The sequence below is a fragment of the Paenibacillus sp. GCM10027630 genome (assembly GCF_042676305.1).
In the GTDB taxonomy this organism is placed as follows: domain Bacteria; phylum Bacillota; class Bacilli; order Paenibacillales; family NBRC-103111; genus Paenibacillus_S.
Genome location: NZ_JBHTGY010000026.1, coordinates 1 through 18,143 on the forward strand (window position 1 = coordinate 1; position 18,143 = coordinate 18,143).

An 18,143-nucleotide genomic window follows, 5' to 3' on the forward strand; every position below is an offset into this window, starting at 1 on the left:
ATCTGGCTTTTAACACCTAGATTGAGCTTTGCGAGAACACTATTGAGAAATAGGGTGTATGGATTAAAATTTGAGAGATATTGAAAGCGCTTAATTCGACAGCCTAAAATCCTCACGCTAATCCAGCGTGGATATCGCCTGAAATCAATCTAACTGGAAAAACTAACTCTAATAGAGGTGATATGGTGGATATCAGCCAAAATACGTAGAATTAGCATGAGAAATTCCAGCTATAAGGCTTGGAACGCTATTTTCGGAGTAACTAACTTGACATTTTCCTGATAATTGCACGGAGTGCGCAAGACTGCCATGCAATGCCGTACGAACCACGAACCACGAATCCGATACCCGCGATGAGTACGCGCTGGAAAGCGACCTCATCTTATTCATCACTAAGAATACACAAGAATATGCAAAAAAGCCTTCAACTATTAAAGTGGAATTGAGGGCTCTTTTGCAACCATCTATTCAGGATAAAATGGTGGAGGGGTTGTCTCAAAGATATTAGATACAAAAGCCAGCAGATAAAACAATAACCAATAGGATAAACAGAACCAAGATCGTTGCAGTGGAAGTAAATCCGACGGTGCTCATTGCAATCCCTCCTTTTTCGTTTCTAAGGATATGTTATTCGCAGCAAACCTATTTTGAATGGACTAATATCCACTAATAGCATAAGTCCATTACAATATTATTTTTCATTCATATGATGAGATTAAAATGCTGTGAAAGGAAGTAAGCCGGATGGAATATTTAGATATGCTGGCCAAATTAGGAATCGGCAACGCTCATCCTGGAGGATTTACCGCAACATTAAAGCAACTTGAGCAGTATCCACTTCCAATGAACTCGCGAATTCTTGAAGTTGGTTGTGGTACAGGAAGAACATCTTGTTATTTAGCTGCACAAGGCCATGATGTGACAGGGATTGATATTCGCTCGGATATGATTTCAAAAGCAATTATGCGGGCAAATGAAGAGAATGTCTCTGCCGTCTTTTTGGAAGGAGACGCATGCTCACTTCCATTTGAAAGCTATTCTTTTGATGTGATTCTTGTTGAATCCGTATCAATATTTGTAGATACTGCTAAAGCCTTAACGGAATATTATAGAGTTCTGCGTACTGGAGGCAAGGTTTATGACAGAGAAATGGTTCAAATCAAACCAATGCCAAAAGAAATTTATGATGATATTGCCCTTTTTTTTCAGATAGGCACACTGTGGAATTATCAGGATTGGTCCCAATTAGTAAATAAAGCAGCCTTTAAAGACGTACAGATAGAAGGCCCTTTTTTGTTTCCCAAGATCAGCGAGGATCTTCTCGAACATCCCGATCACCATCAACACATAGATGCCGGTTCTTTTTATGACACAGCACTTTGGGAAGTAACTAATAAATATAATAGTATAATGGAACGATATCATGAATATATGGGATCCATCCATTTTATGGGGACTAAATAAATTTTGAATTTCTCCAAATAAACCAATCAACAATTTTCGGTTGATTTATTTGTCATGACGGTGGCCTTCTGCAAAAAAGTGGAGTAAAAGGGAGAGGACAAATGACAGCAGAAGACTACTTAAATCACGTAATAACAAGCCGCGTGGGGTGAGCGAAGCTTCCCCCTTATTTCAATTTTTGCGTCGGAACCCCACACCGAACTCCCTCCACTCGCACACACGTATGTGTTTGTATATAAAAGGACCGTCAATGTTCTGACGATTTTTCTTGATTTTTCTAATATCTGGGTTATTTTTCTAAATATAATCATTTAATGGGTTGACTTCGAGTGCGCTCTAACTTGTATGATAAAAAAATAGCAAAGAGGGAGGCCATTCAGTGATACAAAAGATGGACATTGAATTGACGATTCAGCAGGTTGCAGCAAGAACGGGCTTAAGCGTACATACACTTCGTTATTATGAGAGAATCGGTCTCATGGAACCGATCTGTCGAGCTTCCAATGGGCATCGATCCTATAAGGAGAATGATCTTGAGTGGATCATTTTGCTTACGCGGTTACGATCAACAGGAATGCCTATTTCAGAAATGCGGCGCTTCGCTGACATGATGCGTCACGGCGATTTGACCATTGCGCAAAGGCGGCAAGTATTGGAGGAGCATGAACAAAAATTACTGATGCAGGTTCAAGAGCTGCAAAACACCCTGACCGTGCTTCGAGATAAAATTGTGTATTATCGTTCATGGGAAGCCGCACAGCAGCAAGAGGAAAAATCGATAACAGGCTGACCTCAATCATTCAATTGCGATTTTAGGGGGAGGAGTTTGACATGCATAAGCTATCATTAGGGAAAACGGGCATGAAAGTCAGTGCTTTAGGTTTGGGATGTTTGAACTTTGGCTCCCGGGCGGACAAAGCTGCGTCCTATCGGTTGTTGGATCAGTATAGGGATGCTGGCGGGGATTTTTTGGATACGTCCAATAATTATGCATTTTGGAACGAGGGATGCGTCGGCGGGGAGAGCGAATTGCTGCTCGGTCAGTGGCTCAAGGATCGTGGAAATCGCAATAGTATTTTTTTGGCTACGAAAGTTGGAGCCAATCCGATTTTCCCGGGCGGCGGCTTTGAGAATAAGGAAGGATTGTCCCGAAGAGCTATCGAGAAGGCAATCGATGAAAGTCTGATGCGGCTTAAAACCGATTATGTGGATTTGTACTATGCTCACATTGATGACGAAAATACACCTCTTGAAGAGACAATGGAAGCCATGGATGGCTTGATAAAGGCTGGAAAAGTTAGAGCTTTAGGCTGCAGCAACCATTGGGCTTGGCGGATAGAGAAGTCCAAAGGCATCAGTCTCGCCAATCATTGGACGCCGTACTGCTGCGTACAGCAGAGGTATACCTATCTTCGCCCTAAGCCAGGAGCTGATTTTGGCGTACAGCTAAGTGTTACTGACGAGCTGCTGAACTATTGCAAGACTCATGATGATTTCTCCCTCCTCGCGTATTCTCCTTTGTTAAATGGCGCGTATACCCGTCAGGATGTATCCATCCCGGAGCAATACGAAGGTCCGGATACTCAAGCTAGAATCAAGGTTTTGACCGAAGTTGCCAGCGAAACGGGAGGAACCTTAAATCAGGTGGTGTTGGCTTGGCTCCTGCAGAACACTCCCAGGACCATTCCAATAATAGCGGCAAGCAAGCCTGAACAGCTTCAAGAGAATTTGGATGCTTTGAACATTCAACTCAATCAGGAACAGCTGCATCGGCTAAACACGGCTTAACATGGATTAACATGGATTAACATGGTTAAACAGAAGAACCTCTGGAAGGATTGAGCTAAACAGAATAGGAGTCGGATTACGATGAAAGCACCGATAAGAAAGGCAATTTGCCTACTCTTACCGGTGCTTTCGTCGTAAAGGACTTCATGAAATTCAACGCTGGGATCCTGATGTATTTTGACTAACCAACCTTTTTTGCTGCCGCTGTTCCTTGAGTAGAGAGGCCATCTGCTCTTGAATTATTTTCGATTGCTCAGAGGCATAAGCAGGATATGCGAGATTGCGGGTTTCGAGTGGATCATCGGTCAAGTTATACAGTTCATATTCATCGGGGAGAGGCTGGTTTTTAACTGAGGTGACGCAATAAGCAGCATACTGCGTTGACTGCATTCCAGCAGGATACCCACTCATTGGCTGGACGGTGACATCTTTTTTTCCTGGATGGCTCCAGAATTGATCGTTGTCGAAATAGCGGGAGTACTTCCACAGTTCTTTTCTGTTATTCCTTTCTATGCGTGAGATCACGGTTTCAATGTGATTTGGCTGCACGACGGAGGGATAGGGCTCCCCCAAGGGGTTGATTTGGTGCTGGCCTTGCGTAACATCATCGTCAATCATAAAATAGATCGGTTCTTCAACGGGATCGGACTTATTATGCCCTAGGAGGTAAGGAGAAAGGTCGCGTCCGACAAAGGGATGGACTTCGCTGAATTTATTTTGCAGGCGATTTTGAATATCTTCTGTATCGGCATGGGCCAGCCCCAGCATGGTGGGCAGTAAATCTAGATGGCTTGTAAGTGTGTTAAAATGATGCTGCTGCGGGAAAAGCTTCTTGTTATGAATGAGAAAAGGCACATGCAGCATTTCTTCGTAAGCACAGTAAAATTTTTGGTGAAGATGGCCGTGAGCCCCAAGCAGCTCTCCGTGATCGGATGTAAAAATGATAATTGTATCATCATAGAAGGAAGAGCGGGCAAGAGCTTCAAAAACCTTGAGCATTTGCTGATCGGCATTTTTTTGCAGCTGATAGTAGAGCTTGCGGTAATGCTGCTGGTTGATTATAGGCTGTAGTGCTCTGGGATATATATGCTGATAGCTGGCTTGACAGCGGGGCTTCGTATCCAAGGGTTCATTTATTGTAGGCGGGGGAGCGACCGAAGGCATAGGCTCCACATCAAAATTAAACATGGGAAGTCGTTCGGTAAGCGACCCATATAAAACAATATCATGCGGGTTCACGAACGAAGCTACAACAAGCCATGGCAACGCATCGTTGTCGATGGCTTTCTGTTGGTCGAGGGCTTCGATGAGCTCAACCACTTCCGAGGCGTAGACTACGTCTCGGCCGCTCACTCCGAAAGCAGCGGAAGAAGCCGAGTTTCGAGGATTTTTTCCATGGGGCTCCGGACCGATCCAGCTGGAAAACCCGAAGCTGTCCAGCGGGTCCGCGTTCAGGTATAAATCTTCCTTTTTTTGATCAGGTACGCCGGTTAGGGGATGATAGCTAGGGAGTCCTTGATGTGTACCGGGAATAACAATGTCTTCATACGATATATGCCATTTCCCTTTATAGTACGTCTGGTACCCGGCTTCACGAAAGTAATTTCCCATGGTAGGCACCGTGTTTCTGCCGAGCCAGAACATATCGGAGTCAAAGGCTCCTTTGGCGATTCCGTTTGTCTGGCTTACGCCATGAAGCGATGGATAGTGACCTGTAAACATCGTAGCTCGACTTGGGCAGCAGGCGGCACTTCCAATATAGTGCCTGTGGAATTCGATGCTGTTAGACCTCAAAAGCTCCTGTGTCACAAGATTTTCGCGGCGCCATTGTTGGATTTCCTTGTTTTCATATACAGGGGGATACCGCTCTTCATCTACCAGTATTACGAGAAAATTAGGTTTTTCACATGGGTATGAAAGAGACCTGTTACTAATCATCGTATACACATCCCTGCTTATTGAATAATTTTACACTAAATTATGTAGCAACTCTCTAAAAGAGAAGTATTTCAGAAAATGATACAAAACTCCGCTAACTTCCGTCTTTATAATAGCTGCAGCTGAAGGAGGACAATGCATTGGAAATTCCGGAAACAAAATTATTTCAAGAACTATTCTACACCCACTATCCCACGGTTCGCCGTAAGCTGATCGCTTTAGTCCGGGACGAAGCAGCGGCTGAGGATTTAGCACAGGAAGTATTCCTGAGGTTGTATCGCAACCCGCCGGACGACTTGAATGTGGTGGGCGCTTGGCTTCACAGGGTACTGACGCGAATCGGATACGATCATTTAAATAAAAAATCCCGGGAACGCTCTTTGCAGGAGAAGCAGGAGCATCAGGTGCTTCTCATGGGAAGCGATGAGCCGTCAGGGGAAGAAGCGGTGTTGCAAAAACTGGACCATGAGGAAGTTCAACAGTGGCTTAATGAACTGCCTGAGCGGGACCGCCAATTGCTGCTCCTCCGATATTCGGGTTATAGCTATGCGGAGATTGCGGAGCAATTACAGGTCAGACAGCCGCTTGTCGGCACGCTCATACATCGAGCCACAGCGAAGCTGAAACGTCAAGCAAAGACACATGTCCAGTTAGATTAGGAGGGAATAAACATTGTCAAATCAGCCAAAAGATGAGCAAATGCTAACGGATCAGGCTTGGGCGAAGCTTCAGGACAAGCTGGCCAAGGAGCCGCGGAGTTTGCAGTGGGCGCAATTAGAGCGCAATTCAGCAGCAAGAGCAAGCTCCTTACAGGGAGATAGATTCATACAACCTCTGCCAAGTGGTATTCATTCGGAAACAATGCACAATAGTGAATGGAACCAAACACCATCCTTGAAGAAGGAAGCTCCAGTAAAGACAAGGAAGGGATTCGCCCAGTGGATTCAAAAACGGCGTAAGCTGGTTGGCACGGCGACAGCCGCAGCTCTGCTGGTCATCATCGTAAGCACAACGGCTGGAAACGAAGCGTTGGCTGCGATACTCCATAAATTCCGCATGCAAGAGATGGCAGTCGTGCAGCAGGATGATCTGCAAATGATATTAAACGGTGCTTTCCGTGACGATAAAACGAGAGAAGCGATTAATAAGTTCGGAACGTTTACACAAAAGAGCGGCACACCTCGAAATGAACCTATATCAGCCGAGGAAGCCAAGCAGCTTATGAACGGCAAGCTGCGTTTACCGAAACAAGCCAAAACAGATAAGTTCAACGTTTCTCCCTCAAATACGATAACTTTCCAGATGAATGTGAACGAAGTTAATAGCGCTATGAAGCGGCTGGGAGCCAAAAAACTGCTGCCTGCATCCGTTGACGGGAAGCCGATAACGTTGGAGTTGGGACCAAGTATTCATGCAAGCTTCAAGAGCGGGGAAGGCAAAGGGCAAGAGACTAGTTATTGGATGTCCCAGCAGCCAGTTCCTGAGCTCACCGTAGATCCTTCTATTCCTATAGCGGAAGCGATGGAGGCTGTGCTTGATTTCCCGCTGCTGCCAGAAAACCTGAAGCAGGCGATGCAGACCACCAATATGCTGAAGGGCGGTTCCGTACCGCTGCCGGTTATTTCCAACCAAAAGATGGAGCAAATTAAAGTTGAAGGAATCCCGGTTCTTGTTAAGAAGCAGGGGGATGAGAGAAATCGGTACTATAGCGCCTACTGGGTTCAAGATGGCCACTTGCTTGAACTGGGAGCTCAAGGAAATGCAATTACCCAAGACAAACTAATCGCTCAAATTAAGGAGTTGATTCGCCCTTGAACAAGGCTGCCATTGAAGCCCGGGGACTGACCAAGGATTACGGAAACGGACGGGGATGCAGAAGTATTAGCCTAACCGTAGGACAAGGGGAAGTCTTCGGATTCCTTGGCCCAAATGGGGCGGGTAAAAGCACATTTGTTAAAATGCTGGTCGGACTTATCCAGCCTACCGGAGGAGAGGCCACCTTATACGGTCACCCGATTGGTTCACTCGAAGCGAGGCGCAATATCGGTTATTTACCTGAGCTGTATAGATACCAGGAATGGCTCAGCGGCGAGGAAGTGCTCCAACTGCATGCAAAATTATGCGGTTGGAAGCCCTCCAACCCCGTGGGGCGGATCCGGCAATTATTGGATGAGGTGGGTATTGGTCTCCGCGGCAAGGATCGGGTGAAGCATTATTCGAAGGGGATGCAGCAGCGGCTTGGATTGGCATGCGCTTTACTATCCGATCCGCCGCTTCTTTTTCTGGACGAGCCGTCATCAGCGATGGACCCAGTAGGTCGTAAGGAAGTTAGAGAGCTTGTACATAGGCTGAAGGCTGCTGGAAAAACGATATTTCTTAACTCACATCTGCTTGAGGATGTGGAGGTGCTTTGCGACCGGGTGGCGCTGCTGAACAATGGCACCATTCTGCAGAGCGGCACGGTTTCCGAGGTGTTGCAGGAGAAGAAGCTTTGGCAGCTTAGGATCGGCGGTTTTGAATCTTCTATGCTTAATTGGCTTCAAGAAACAACCGGGTTGTCCTTACATATTCACTGCGGAAGCGGAGCGGCTTCGATGGATGAGAGTATATGGCTCGAGGCTGAGGTTGAAACAGAGGAGCAAATCGGCTGGCTTAATCATCTGATTATCGAGCAGGGAATGACACTGTATGAAGTGAAGAAGGCAGGCGGGAAGCTGGACGAGTGGTTCGTCGGCGCAGTTGCCGGAAGGAGCCACAGGGGGGAAAGAGAATGATTACGATCACGCTGATGACTTGGAAAGAAATGCTGCGCAAGCGGGTGCTTATGCTCACGTTCCTGATGACAGCAATATTCCTGGTTGCTTTCTGGTTTGTTGCCGGAACGCTGGGAGATCAGACGAATAGGCTGTTGGAGAGATTTGATCCATCCAGCTCCCAGTTTCTGATTGAGCAGTACCAGGCCGGAGTGACAATTCTGACTTTGGGCTTCTTTTTTGCTTCGTTCGTGCTCGCCTTTTTATCCATATTCAGTTCATTCTCGGTTGTGGCCGGCGAAGCGGAGCAGGGGGTGCTGCAGGCACTCATTCCTCGCCCGTTGTCCCGCGCCGGATGGTATACGGGACGTTGGATCGGTTATGTATCGATGGGGGTGCTGTACGCAGCTATTCTATTTGTCTCCATCTTGGTAATTACCCAAATTCATGCTGCCGTTCCACGTGATATAGGAGCGCTTGTCCGCGCTTTCTTACTGTTTGCTGCTGTGGTTCCAATGCTCATATCTGTATCGATGCTGGGCTCATGCTTTTTGTCAGCCCTCGGAAATGGCGTATTTATGACCATGCTGTTCGGTGCAGGCTGGCTGGGCGGGATGATTGGCAAAATAACATCCTCATTTAGACTGGAGGAGATTGCCGCCAAGCAGCTTGCTACCATTGCGGGGTTGATGTCGATCGTCATGCCTGCGGATTCCTTGCAAAGCCGTATGCTGGCAGAGCTGTTCTCGCTGCAGGAAATGAATGAACTGGTTCAATTAAACAGGTTGACCGGAACTCTTGCTTTAGGGCCTATTCCATCCAATACCTTCTTATGGTATGTGGCGGGATATACCCTGCTCACCTTCGGAGGCGGGTTGTGGTTGTTTCGCAGGAAGGATTTATAGCTTTTAATATTCGATTATAGGGTTTATCTGTCGCTTAATAAGAGTTTTTTCAAAATAATGTTCGGAATTTGGTTATTAATTCAGTTGTTTTATTTAGTAAATCGTATTCAAATGCTGTAAACACGAAATATAAATGTTGACATCGTGACGGATCTGCTATAACATTCAATTTGTCTTAAAAAACAAGTGAATATTCATCCGTTCATATATCCTCAATAATACGGTTTGAGGGTTTCTAGTAGGAACCGCTAAATTCCTAACTATGAATGGGGTGCTGTCTATCCGCACACCCATTCACGGTTAGGGATTTTTTTGTTTGCTCGGAACCAAATGAATAATGATCTATGGAGGCCTGATATGAGCAAGTATGATGTAATTGTAGTTGGAGCCGGACCTGCGGGGATTTTTGCGTGTTATGAATTTATGTTGAAATCACCTCACTACAAAGTACTGTTGATCGATAAAGGTCAAGATATTTATCATAGACGATGTCCCATTTTGGAAGGAAAAATTAAACTCTGTCCTCCTGCGGCAGGAAAAAAAGACTTCGCTGGCTGTTTGCCTGCATGTTCGATCACGAGCGGTTTTGGCGGTGCGGGAGCCTATAGCGATGGGAAATTTAATATAACGACACAGTACGGCGGATGGATGACCGATTACTTGAGTCCTTCCAAAGTTTTGGAGCTTATTAAATATGTGGATCACATTAATTTGGAGCACGGAGCCACGCAGAACATAACCGACCCAACGACCGATACGATAAAAAATATTGAACAACGCGGGTTTGCCGCTGGTCTTAAGCTGCTGCGAGCCGAGGTCAGACATCTGGGCACCGAACAAAACCTGGAAATTCTGAGGTCCATCTATGAATATCTGAATCAACGGATCGACATGCAATTCAGGACCGAAGTGGAAGATATTATCACCGCAAAAGACAATGACGTCAGCAGCGTCCAAGGCATTCTTTTAAAAAATGGCAAGCAGTATTTCAGCGATCATGTAGTTATAGCTCCCGGAAGAGATGGCTCTGCGTGGCTTAGTGAAGTTTTCAAAAGAAAGAAACTGAAGATGTACAACAATCAAGTGGATGTTGGGGTGCGTGTTGAGACTTCAGATGTCGTGATGAGAGAGATTAATGAGCATCTGTATGAGGGTAAATTTATTTTCAATACGTCAGTCGGTACTCAGGTCCGAACGTTCTGCAGCAATCCTTCCGGCCATGTTGTTGTGGAGAATCACAGCGGCGTCATGGCGGCCAACGGACACTCTTATAAGGACCCGGAGCTGGGCTCAACGAATACCAACTTCGCTTTGCTGGTCTCCCATAAATTCACGGAGCCTTTTGATAAGCCGAATGAGTATGCGCGGGAAATTTGTCAAAGAGCTAATGATCTCTCCAGTGGCGGTGTTATCGTTCAGAAATACGGGGATATCATCAGGGGAAGGCGTTCAACGGTAAGCCGGATTAAAGAGGGGTTTATTGAACCGACATTAAAAGAAGCGGTACCCGGCGATCTGGGCTTAGTTCTGCCCTACAATACAATGAAAAGCTTAATTGAGATGATAGAAGCTTTGGAAAAGGTTACTCCCGGCATTGCTTCCGAGCATACGTTGTTTTATGGCGTGGAGGCCAAGTTCTACTCGGCTCGACCTAAGCTTACCGAAGCGTTCGAAACCGAGATCAAGGGCTTATATTGCGGAGGCGACGGTGCAGGAATAACGAGAGGTCTCGCACAGGCAGGCGCTGCCGGAGTATGGATAGCGAGAAATATTATTAGCGGTAAAGCGTAAGCGGATGCAGTACCAACTGAAACTAATCTTGACTGGACCGCTATTTGCTTCATACTGTATGCTTTTTGGATAGTTTATTGGTTGTCGTAAGTAACTGACCGGATAGCCCGATAAACCCAACGAGTGCTTACAGGCCAGTAGGGAAAAGGGGTAACTGGAATTTCTGGAGCTAATCTAGCCTTTAAACCCGGCATAAGGAGACTAACTGGAAAAGCTCCATCTATATGAAGCATTTATTGGGGAAAGTACTGTAAGGGGCGGAATTAGCTTGAGGTTTTCCTGTTACTTATAGTGATGGGCTCCCATGGACCACCATTAACTGGAGGTTTTCCCACTATTTCATGTTGGAGTCGTGTCTGCTTACTTTCAAGTACTGCTTAGTGGTATTGAGCTGTTAACTTAAAAGTGAAGCCAGTAAAAAGAGGAACCTGCATGCTTGCAGGTTCCTCTTTTTACTAGATATTCGGGACTAACCGTTCCATCCCATTCATGTAGGGCCGCAGGACAGCTTCATATCGGAATCCTTAAATAGACCACAGTTCCCCGGCCGTATTTGCTGCGAACTTTAACCCCGAACGATTCACCGTACAGCAATTTCATCCTCTTGTTAGTATTGAACAGGCCGATATGGTCGGTCTCGCCGGTGTCCATCTCCAGGACATGCCTAACTTCTCCAAGACGCTCCTTGCTGATACCGATTCCGTTATCTATCACGGCCAATTGAAGCAGCTCACCGGTCTGCCAAATTTTTATTTTGATACGGTAGTTGCCTTCCATCACTTTAATACCGTGGTAAATGCTGTTTTCAATAAGCGGCTGCAAAATCAGCTTCGGGACGTTGTACTTTTTCACGCGATCCTCATATTCCCATACGACATCGAACTTGTCCTGATACCGGACCTTCTGGATGTCGATGTAGCTTAACGTGTAGGCAATTTCCTTTTGCAGAATGACCGGCTTGTTATGTCCCTCCAAAGAATAGCGCAATATATCGGCCAAATTCTCGACCATCTTGTTCAGCTTTCCTGGCTTCCCGGTGAGACCGGAAATTTGCCAGTTGATCGTCTCAAGCGTATTGTATAGAAAATGAGGGTTCAGCTGAGACTGCAGAGCTACCAATTCCATGGCCTGGGCTTTGTATTTCCTTTCGGACAGCTGAATGTTCAAGTAGTTCTGCTCGATAAAATTTTTCAAGATGCTGTGAACGATGTAGCTGTAAACGTCCTTGATGCGAGCAGGAAGGGCAGGCAAAGGTTTACTATTCTCGGCAGATTCCAGGATCGTCACGATCGTTTTGATATCCCGATAATTTTTTCTCGTAAAATAAAACGTTAATCCGCTGCCGAATAAAAATGAAAGCAGCAGGAGCAGCTGAATCGTCTGATTCAAGCTGTTCGGAACCTGATACAGCTTTGCTTTGGGTGCGATAGATAGGTAGGTCCAACCGTACCTATCCGAATTCAGCTTGGAAACGATTAACGGCTGGCCTTTCAGATCCATCTCATAAAACGAGCGATTCTCCGAAATGAGATCATTAAAGGGCAAGCTGTCAAAATAGGGAAGCTTTTTGTTTTTAAACACAACCTCCCCGTTAGGTCCAAGTATGAGAAGAGTTTGATCCTGCAGCGTGGACAAATTGGACAAATGGTTTTCGATATATTTGGCGTTGATGTTTAAGACAATGAGGCCGTCTCCTTGATCGAGGGACAGCTTGCGGTACAGACTGATTAGCTCCGTGGCGGAGTTTTCAAAGTTATATTTTTTAATTGTGCGGTTTTCCGTCCATACCAATTGTTCGTCGTGTTGATGCCTTATATAGCTGTTGAACCATGCTTTATCATAAAATTGGTTGAGTTCGGTCAGTCCGCCGGAGGTTGTGGATAGAAAGCGGCTTTTGTCGTTATTCAAATAAACGTATACGGAATCGATATAGGGCATCGCCATGGCAGGTGCATCGATCAGATTTTTGATCGTCGCTAATATTTTATAGTCATCGAGCTCCAGAGACGGCTTGAGCATGAGGCTTTTCAAATTCGCAAATTCGATGGCGTTGGCCATAAAGTGGATGTTAAGAGAATCCAGCTCGCTAAAGATCAGCTCGATATTTCCCTTCGTTTGCTTCAGCATATTGGTCGTGTTGTTGTTGATTTCTTCCGTTACATACCTCTTGATAATGATCGTGGACATCGTACCGAGAATCAGGATGGGCACAAGCATCGGGATCAAGAAGGTGAACAAGTTTTTAAGGAAAAATGCATGGTAGGTTTTCATCTGCTTGTCTGACCTCTATCCCTTATTCTGCATTTCTGAATTCCCGAGGGCTTTTACCAAAATAATTTTTGAAGGTGCGAGTGAAGTTTTTAGGGTTGCTGTAACCGATCATTTCGCTGATTTCATACGTTTTATAATCGATTTCCTTCAAAAATTGAGCAGCCTTCTGCATCTTGATGGAAATGACGTAATCGGAAAAGTTTTCCCCGGTCTTCTGCTTGAAATATTTGCTGATATAGAAAGGGCTCATATGAACCAATTTCGCTGCTTCCTCGAGGGCCGCATCCCGGTAATGCTCTTTCACGTAATTTTTGATTACCGCGATTACTTTGTCGGAAATGCCTCCTTCGCACGCCGATTTCCCCTCACGGTTCAATTCCTCACGTATCCCCATGAAAATACACATTAAATCCTCGTATTTGGTTGGTTTGACGATATAATTTTTTACACCGTAGATGAGCGCCTGCTGGGCGAACTCGAAATCCTTGTAACCGCTTAAAAAAATAATTTTCACAGGTGATTTTTGTCGATGGAGCTCTCGGGCAACATCAATTCCGGTCATAACCGGCATCTGGATATCACAAAGAAGCACATCCACTGTATGGTTGGCTATATATTCGATTACCTGCATACCGTTTTCTGCTGCACTCACGACCTCGAAACCGGTTTCATTCCAAGGAAAATAGTTGCTTAAACCGTTTCTGATTTCATATTCATCATCAGCAATTAGAAGCTTATACACGGTGGCTCACCTCACTATACATGCTCTATACAAGCTACAATCAGTCGCATATTTCAATAGGCACATTATAACATTGATCGGTGGGTAGGGTAGCGTAATTTACCAAATGGACATTTGATGATTCCCTTTTGTTAAAAGATGACACTTCTTGGTCCCATCGGTTTTAATTGAGCCAATATATGATACTAAAAGAGGGATGAACAGCCTTTTTATTATTTCCGTATCTTTTATAATCAAAGGTAACCGGAAGCGCCATACATCACATCGATCACAAAATTAATTTGAGAAACAAATAGGGGGGCTAGAAATGATCAGAATTTCTGTAACTACGGCAAGAGTAGATCTTCCTGACAGTTATTTGAAGCAGCTTGTCCAGTTAGGGGTTGATTGTCTTGATTTTGGGAACGGCTCCAGCTTCATCGGAGTGAAGGAGCAGGGGTATCCCGATTTGGATGAACTGCTGAAGCTAAGGCGCAGACTCCGTTCGTTCGGACTCGATATCAACCGTGTGACGCTGCCTAATATGTCGGAGAGCTTTATGCGCAATCTCCCCGGCTCGGAAAAGGAGCTCGACAACACCGTAAATGCTATGAAGGTATTTGGTGCTGCGGGAGTCCCCATCGTAAGGCAGCGGTTCGCCGGTGATACGTTCGATAACTTAATGACGCGGTATGATGCGGTGCAAAGAGGAGGCTATATCACGCGTGGCGAAAGCTTGGGGCTTACCAAGCAACCGCAGGAAACGCCGACCTATGAGGAGCTGCAGGCTTGGTGGGACCGTTTCCTGACCGTCTACGGGCAGTTGGTTCCAATTGCCGAGGAGTACAACGTGAAGCTGTCGATGCATCCGTCGGATACCCCTAATACGGACACACCATTCGGCGGTCTGGGCTACCATCGGGTTACCGATGCTTTTCCGAGCAAGCAGGTAGGTTACATCTATTGCATCGGCACCCGTTCTGAAGCGGGCGGGTCCTCGCTCGTGCTAGATGAAATCAACCATTACGGTAGAAAAGGCCGGATTCATCTGATTCATATGAGGAATATTCGCGGCAGCCTGCCAACGTCAGGCGGGTTTGAAGAAACACTACTGGACGATGGGGATTTAAATATGTTCAAAATTTTGATGAAATTGAAGAAGGTGGGCTATGACGGCTGTATCAACCCTGATCACATTCCAGTTCTCGAAGGGGATGACCGGATTAGGCACAGCGGCGACCATCGTACGGTGTGCGGAATCGGACTAGCCTATTCCATTGGATATTTGAAAGCGCTTCTTTGCGCGATGTATGCCTAACGGCTTCAAAAAATACCATGATGAGGTGAAACTATTGAAAAATAAAAAAATGATTTCGATTCTGGCAGCAACCGCCTTGCTTGGAATCACAGCAGCAGGCTGCTCCTCAGGCGAGCAAGCCTCATCGCCTGCGGCTTCCGGTACTTCTAACGCTCCTAAAGAGAAGTTCATCTTTTGGGATAAAGGGGAGTATACACAAGCTTATAACGACCTGATGAAGCAGCGCGTGGAAGAATTCGGAAAGGCCAACAATATAGAGGCCGAGTATGTGGTGGTATCTCAGAATGATTTGAAAACAAAGCTTCTGGCTGCCATCGAAGCCAAGAATCCTCCTGATCTTATTGTAGCTAACGACCCGGTAGCGAAGCAGTTTGTTGCTTCTGACCAACTCGTGGACGCCTCGGATATCATTACGAAAATTAATTTTACCGAGGGCTCTAAAAAATTTGTCGTAGTCAAAGACAAATATTTCATGGTACCCCAATCGTACCAAATGGGCGGAGCCTATCTGCGTAAAGATTTATGGGAAAAGCACAATCTGTCTGTACCGAAAACATGGCAGGAGCTGTATGAGCAAGCCAAAATCGTCAATGATCCGAAAAATGGCATTTACGCTGTAGGCTTCCCGTTAGGTCAATCCGGGGGCGGCGATGCCGAGGGAATGGTCAGAGACGTGATTATCGCCTATGGCGGTGCTATCGTCGATAAGGACAATAATATCGTGGTCAATTCCAAGGAAACGTTGGAAGCGATTACGTTCATGTCTAAGTTTTGGAAGGAAGGCTTATCGCCGACGTCTTCGGTGACTTGGGACGATAATGGAAATAACAACGCTTATCTCGCAGGTACGGTCGGTTTCATCATAAACAGCGGAAGTGTTTATGATCAGGCGAAGAAGGAGAAGCCGGAGCTGGAGAAAAATACGCTCCTTATTCCAAAGCTCGCCGGTCCTAAGGGTGAATTTATTCTGGGCAGCGGCAACGTTTTCGCCATTTTCAAAAACGCCAAAGGCACCAAATGGGCTAAAAAATTCGTTACCGAATTTTATGACAAGGATTTCTATAATAAATTTGTCGAGGTCATGGGCGGGAAATTCCAGCCTGTGCTGAAGGGCTCGGAAGAGGCGGCCTTCTGGAAGGATCCGAACAATAAAGCAGCCGGTTGGATGAAAATGATTGATTCAGTCGTCGGCTCAAGCAACTATCCGGGTCCAGAGGACGATCTCGGTTCTAAGGCCAAATCTTCTCAGCTCGCCACCAGAGCGGTGCAAAGAGTTGTTGTAGAGAAGATGGATCCGCAAAAATCCCTCGATCAGCTTGAACAGGAGCTTAAACAGCTGTACGGCAAAAAGTAACGAACCCATAGACGACGGGGACATTTGCGAAGCATATCCGGCAATTGAGGATGTGCCTCGCCTCCCCAACTCACAGAAACTGAAGTCAGGAGGTGGCCCAATACGATGGAACAGTTAAGCAGAAAATACGACAGGTCGCTCGGGTATATTTTGATCATACCCGTTGCTTTTGTCATCTTTGTGGTCATCGGTTTTCCGTTCCTTAATGCGGTTTATTTAAGCTTTACGGACAAAGTTGTAGGTGTGGACCCTAAATTTGTCGGTCTTGACAACTACCTCTACATTTTTACGGATAAAGAGTACTGGAAGGTGCTTAAAAATACATTCATCTATATGATCGCAAGTGTAGGCATCAAATTAGCCGTCGGTCTGCTGCTGGCGGTTGTGGTTAATGAAACTTTTTTTGGCCGGGGAATTTTTCGTATGATTCTGCTTATTCCCTGGGCTCTTTCCGGCATGGTTGCGGCTATCACTTGGCGTTGGATGTATGACGATACTTACGGCATTATCAATTCCCTGCTGATGCGCTGGAATATTACGGATACGCCTGTGCCGTGGACCTCGGGAATTCATATGGCGCTTATTTCGGTCATTATTGTGAATGTGTGGAAGGGACTTCCTTTCTTTATATTTAGTCTGCTGGGCGGTCTGCAAACGATCGATTCGCAAATGTATGAAGCGGCGACGATCGATGGAGCAGGTTCCATAAGACAGTTTTTTTCGATTACGGTTCCTTCGATTATGCCGGTCATAACGATAACAACGCTGCTTTCATGTATATGGACCTTTAACAATTTTGAGAGTGTATATCTGATCACGGGTGGAGGGCCTTTGAATGCGTCGGCGGTCATTTCCACTTATACGTACGAAGTCGCCTTCCAACAAAATCTGATGGGTCGGGCGCTAGCAGTGGCGGGCTCCGTCGTTCCAATTCTCGTCTTGATGATTGTCGTCTCCATGAGAAAAATGCAAACGGATGATTAGGAGGGGAATGCTGATGAAGCCGAAAACATGGAAAAAGCTACAGAAAAAAATACTAATATACATAACGGTGATTATTTTTACGATCTGGACGTTATTTCCGGTGTATTGGATGGTCAAGTCGTCCTTCACTCCTAACGAGCTGATGTATACGCCGAAGCCTAGCATGATACCTGAAGCGTGGACAGTAAATCATTACAAGGATTTGTTTCAAAAAACCAAGTTCATGAATTATGTGAAAAACAGCCTTTATGTCGCTTCGCTCGTCACCTTGATCTCGGTCAGCATCAGCATACTGGGCTCGTACAGCATGACCCGACTCCGTTACCGGGGGAGAGTCTTTTTTTCACAAAGTATTATTTATACCTATCTACTGCCCACAGCCGTATTGTTTATCCCAATGTATGTAGCAGTCAGCAAGCTTGGACTTAGCGATAATAAGAACGCGCTGCTTATTGTTTACCCGACCATTATCGTTCCTTATTGCTGCTACATGCTGATCAGCTATTTCAAGGCGATTCCCAAAGAGCTTGAGGAAGCGGCAATGATCGATGGCTGCAGCAGTCTTCAGTCGCTGTTCAGAATCATTCTGCCGATAGCTTCTCCGGGTATTGCTGTCGTATCTACGTTTGCGTTTACCCTGGCATGGAACGAATATTTGTATGCTCTTGTTTTGACGACCACTCCTGCTCAGCAGACGGTTAATATCGGAATTGCTGGGTTTAAGTTTTCCGATCAGGCCGTATGGGGCTTACTGATGGGATCATCAGTTGTCGCTTCTTTGCCAGCCATTTTTCTATATTTCTTAGCTCAACGCTTTTTAAAAAGCGGCTTGGCTGCCGGCGGAGTTAAATAATAT

At 45.7% G+C, this 18,143-nt stretch carries 16 protein-coding genes and 1 riboswitch; of the genes, 12 read left to right on the forward strand and 4 right to left on the reverse strand.

Annotated elements, in window-relative coordinates; translation table 11 throughout:
- Positions 1-504: 504 nt before the first annotated feature.
- On the reverse strand, positions 505-594 hold the full coding sequence (yjcZ, locus tag ACFQ0C_RS11760) for a sporulation protein YjcZ (RefSeq protein WP_379366908.1): 90 nt from the start codon (positions 592-594) through the stop codon (positions 505-507).
- Positions 595-744: 150 nt separating this feature from the next.
- Here yjcZ and ACFQ0C_RS11765 point away from each other — a divergent pair, with 150 nt between their 5' ends.
- From ACFQ0C_RS11765 to ACFQ0C_RS11775, 3 genes are all read left to right on the forward strand, one after another.
- Positions 745-1,464 (forward strand): class I SAM-dependent methyltransferase, encoded by a 720-nt coding sequence (locus ACFQ0C_RS11765; RefSeq protein ID WP_379366910.1) that lies wholly within the window; start codon positions 745-747, stop codon positions 1,462-1,464.
- A 379-nt stretch (positions 1,465-1,843) separates the two neighbouring features.
- Entirely contained in the window at positions 1,844-2,254 is a 411-nt protein-coding gene (locus ACFQ0C_RS11770) for a MerR family transcriptional regulator (RefSeq protein ID WP_379366912.1), read from the forward strand.
- A 41-nt stretch (positions 2,255-2,295) separates the two neighbouring features.
- Positions 2,296-3,252 (forward strand): aldo/keto reductase, encoded by a 957-nt coding sequence (locus ACFQ0C_RS11775; protein WP_379366914.1) that lies wholly within the window; start codon positions 2,296-2,298, stop codon positions 3,250-3,252.
- A 153-nt stretch (positions 3,253-3,405) separates the two neighbouring features.
- Here the strand turns inward: ACFQ0C_RS11775 and ACFQ0C_RS11780 are convergent, their stop codons facing one another.
- A complete protein-coding gene (locus ACFQ0C_RS11780) occupies positions 3,406-5,190 on the reverse strand; it encodes a sulfatase family protein (RefSeq protein WP_379366916.1) in 1,785 nt (594 codons plus the stop codon).
- A gap of 140 nt (positions 5,191-5,330) precedes the next feature.
- On the opposite strand from ACFQ0C_RS11780, the gene ACFQ0C_RS11785 reads away from it, so the two are divergent.
- The 5 genes from ACFQ0C_RS11785 (at position 5,331) to ACFQ0C_RS11805 (ending at position 10,639) form a co-directional block, all read left to right on the forward strand.
- Positions 5,331-5,849, forward strand: coding sequence for a sigma-70 family RNA polymerase sigma factor (locus ACFQ0C_RS11785; protein WP_379366918.1), 519 nt, complete (start codon positions 5,331-5,333; stop codon positions 5,847-5,849).
- Between the two features lie 13 nt (positions 5,850-5,862).
- Entirely contained in the window at positions 5,863-7,005 is a 1,143-nt protein-coding gene (locus ACFQ0C_RS11790) for a hypothetical protein (protein WP_379366920.1), read from the forward strand.
- Complete coding sequence (locus ACFQ0C_RS11795) at positions 7,002-7,964, forward strand: ABC transporter ATP-binding protein (protein ID WP_379366922.1); 963 nt, start codon at positions 7,002-7,004, stop codon at positions 7,962-7,964. Before ACFQ0C_RS11790 ends, ACFQ0C_RS11795 begins: the two co-directional genes overlap by 4 nt.
- On the forward strand, positions 7,961-8,848 hold the full coding sequence (locus ACFQ0C_RS11800) for an ABC transporter permease subunit (RefSeq protein ID WP_379366924.1): 888 nt from the start codon (positions 7,961-7,963) through the stop codon (positions 8,846-8,848). Before ACFQ0C_RS11795 ends, ACFQ0C_RS11800 begins: the two co-directional genes overlap by 4 nt.
- Positions 8,849-9,030: 182 nt before the next feature.
- A riboswitch (purine riboswitch) is annotated at positions 9,031-9,131 on the forward strand.
- A gap of 74 nt (positions 9,132-9,205) precedes the next feature.
- Complete coding sequence (locus ACFQ0C_RS11805; RefSeq protein WP_379366926.1) at positions 9,206-10,639, forward strand: NAD(P)/FAD-dependent oxidoreductase; 1,434 nt, start codon at positions 9,206-9,208, stop codon at positions 10,637-10,639.
- 510 nt (positions 10,640-11,149) lie between these two features.
- Here the strand turns inward: ACFQ0C_RS11805 and ACFQ0C_RS11810 are convergent.
- Positions 11,150-12,910, reverse strand: a complete 1,761-nt coding sequence (locus ACFQ0C_RS11810; protein WP_379366928.1) for a sensor histidine kinase — start codon at positions 12,908-12,910, stop codon at positions 11,150-11,152.
- A 22-nt stretch (positions 12,911-12,932) separates the two neighbouring features.
- A complete protein-coding gene (locus tag ACFQ0C_RS11815; protein WP_379366930.1) occupies positions 12,933-13,652 on the reverse strand; it encodes a response regulator transcription factor in 720 nt (239 codons plus the stop codon).
- Positions 13,653-13,959: 307 nt separating this feature from the next.
- Here ACFQ0C_RS11815 and ACFQ0C_RS11820 point away from each other — a divergent pair, with 307 nt between their 5' ends.
- The 4 genes from ACFQ0C_RS11820 (at position 13,960) to ACFQ0C_RS11835 (ending at position 18,140) form a co-directional block, all read left to right on the forward strand.
- Positions 13,960-14,949: a mannonate dehydratase gene (locus tag ACFQ0C_RS11820; RefSeq protein ID WP_379366932.1), complete on the forward strand. Its 990-nt coding sequence runs from the start codon at positions 13,960-13,962 to the stop codon at positions 14,947-14,949.
- Positions 14,950-14,983: 34 nt separating this feature from the next.
- Entirely contained in the window at positions 14,984-16,303 is a 1,320-nt protein-coding gene (locus ACFQ0C_RS11825) for an ABC transporter substrate-binding protein (protein ID WP_379366934.1), read from the forward strand.
- Between the two features lie 105 nt (positions 16,304-16,408).
- Positions 16,409-17,287 (forward strand): carbohydrate ABC transporter permease, encoded by an 879-nt coding sequence (locus ACFQ0C_RS11830; protein ID WP_379366937.1) that lies wholly within the window; start codon positions 16,409-16,411, stop codon positions 17,285-17,287.
- Between the two features lie 13 nt (positions 17,288-17,300).
- Positions 17,301-18,140 carry a carbohydrate ABC transporter permease gene (locus tag ACFQ0C_RS11835; RefSeq protein WP_379366939.1) on the forward strand — a complete coding sequence of 280 codons (840 nt, stop codon included), beginning with the start codon at positions 17,301-17,303 and terminating at the stop codon, positions 18,138-18,140.
- Positions 18,141-18,143: the final 3 nt, after the last annotated feature.

Coding starts and splice junctions, on each gene's coding strand:
- yjcZ (WP_379366908.1), bottom strand. CDS start 594: ATGAGCACCGTCGGATTTACTTCCACTGCAACGATCTTGGTTCTGTTT.
- ACFQ0C_RS11765 (WP_379366910.1), top strand. CDS start 745: ATGGAATATTTAGATATGCTGGCCAAATTAGGAATCGGCAACGCTCAT.
- ACFQ0C_RS11775 (WP_379366914.1), top strand. CDS start 2,296: ATGCATAAGCTATCATTAGGGAAAACGGGCATGAAAGTCAGTGCTTTA.
- ACFQ0C_RS11780 (WP_379366916.1), bottom strand. CDS start 5,190: ATGATTAGTAACAGGTCTCTTTCATACCCATGTGAAAAACCTAATTTT.
- ACFQ0C_RS11800 (WP_379366924.1), top strand. CDS start 7,961: ATGATTACGATCACGCTGATGACTTGGAAAGAAATGCTGCGCAAGCGG.
- ACFQ0C_RS11805 (WP_379366926.1), top strand. CDS start 9,206: ATGAGCAAGTATGATGTAATTGTAGTTGGAGCCGGACCTGCGGGGATT.
- ACFQ0C_RS11810 (WP_379366928.1), bottom strand. CDS start 12,910: ATGAAAACCTACCATGCATTTTTCCTTAAAAACTTGTTCACCTTCTTG.
- ACFQ0C_RS11820 (WP_379366932.1), top strand. CDS start 13,960: ATGATCAGAATTTCTGTAACTACGGCAAGAGTAGATCTTCCTGACAGT.
- ACFQ0C_RS11830 (WP_379366937.1), top strand. CDS start 16,409: ATGGAACAGTTAAGCAGAAAATACGACAGGTCGCTCGGGTATATTTTG.
- ACFQ0C_RS11835 (WP_379366939.1), top strand. CDS start 17,301: ATGAAGCCGAAAACATGGAAAAAGCTACAGAAAAAAATACTAATATAC.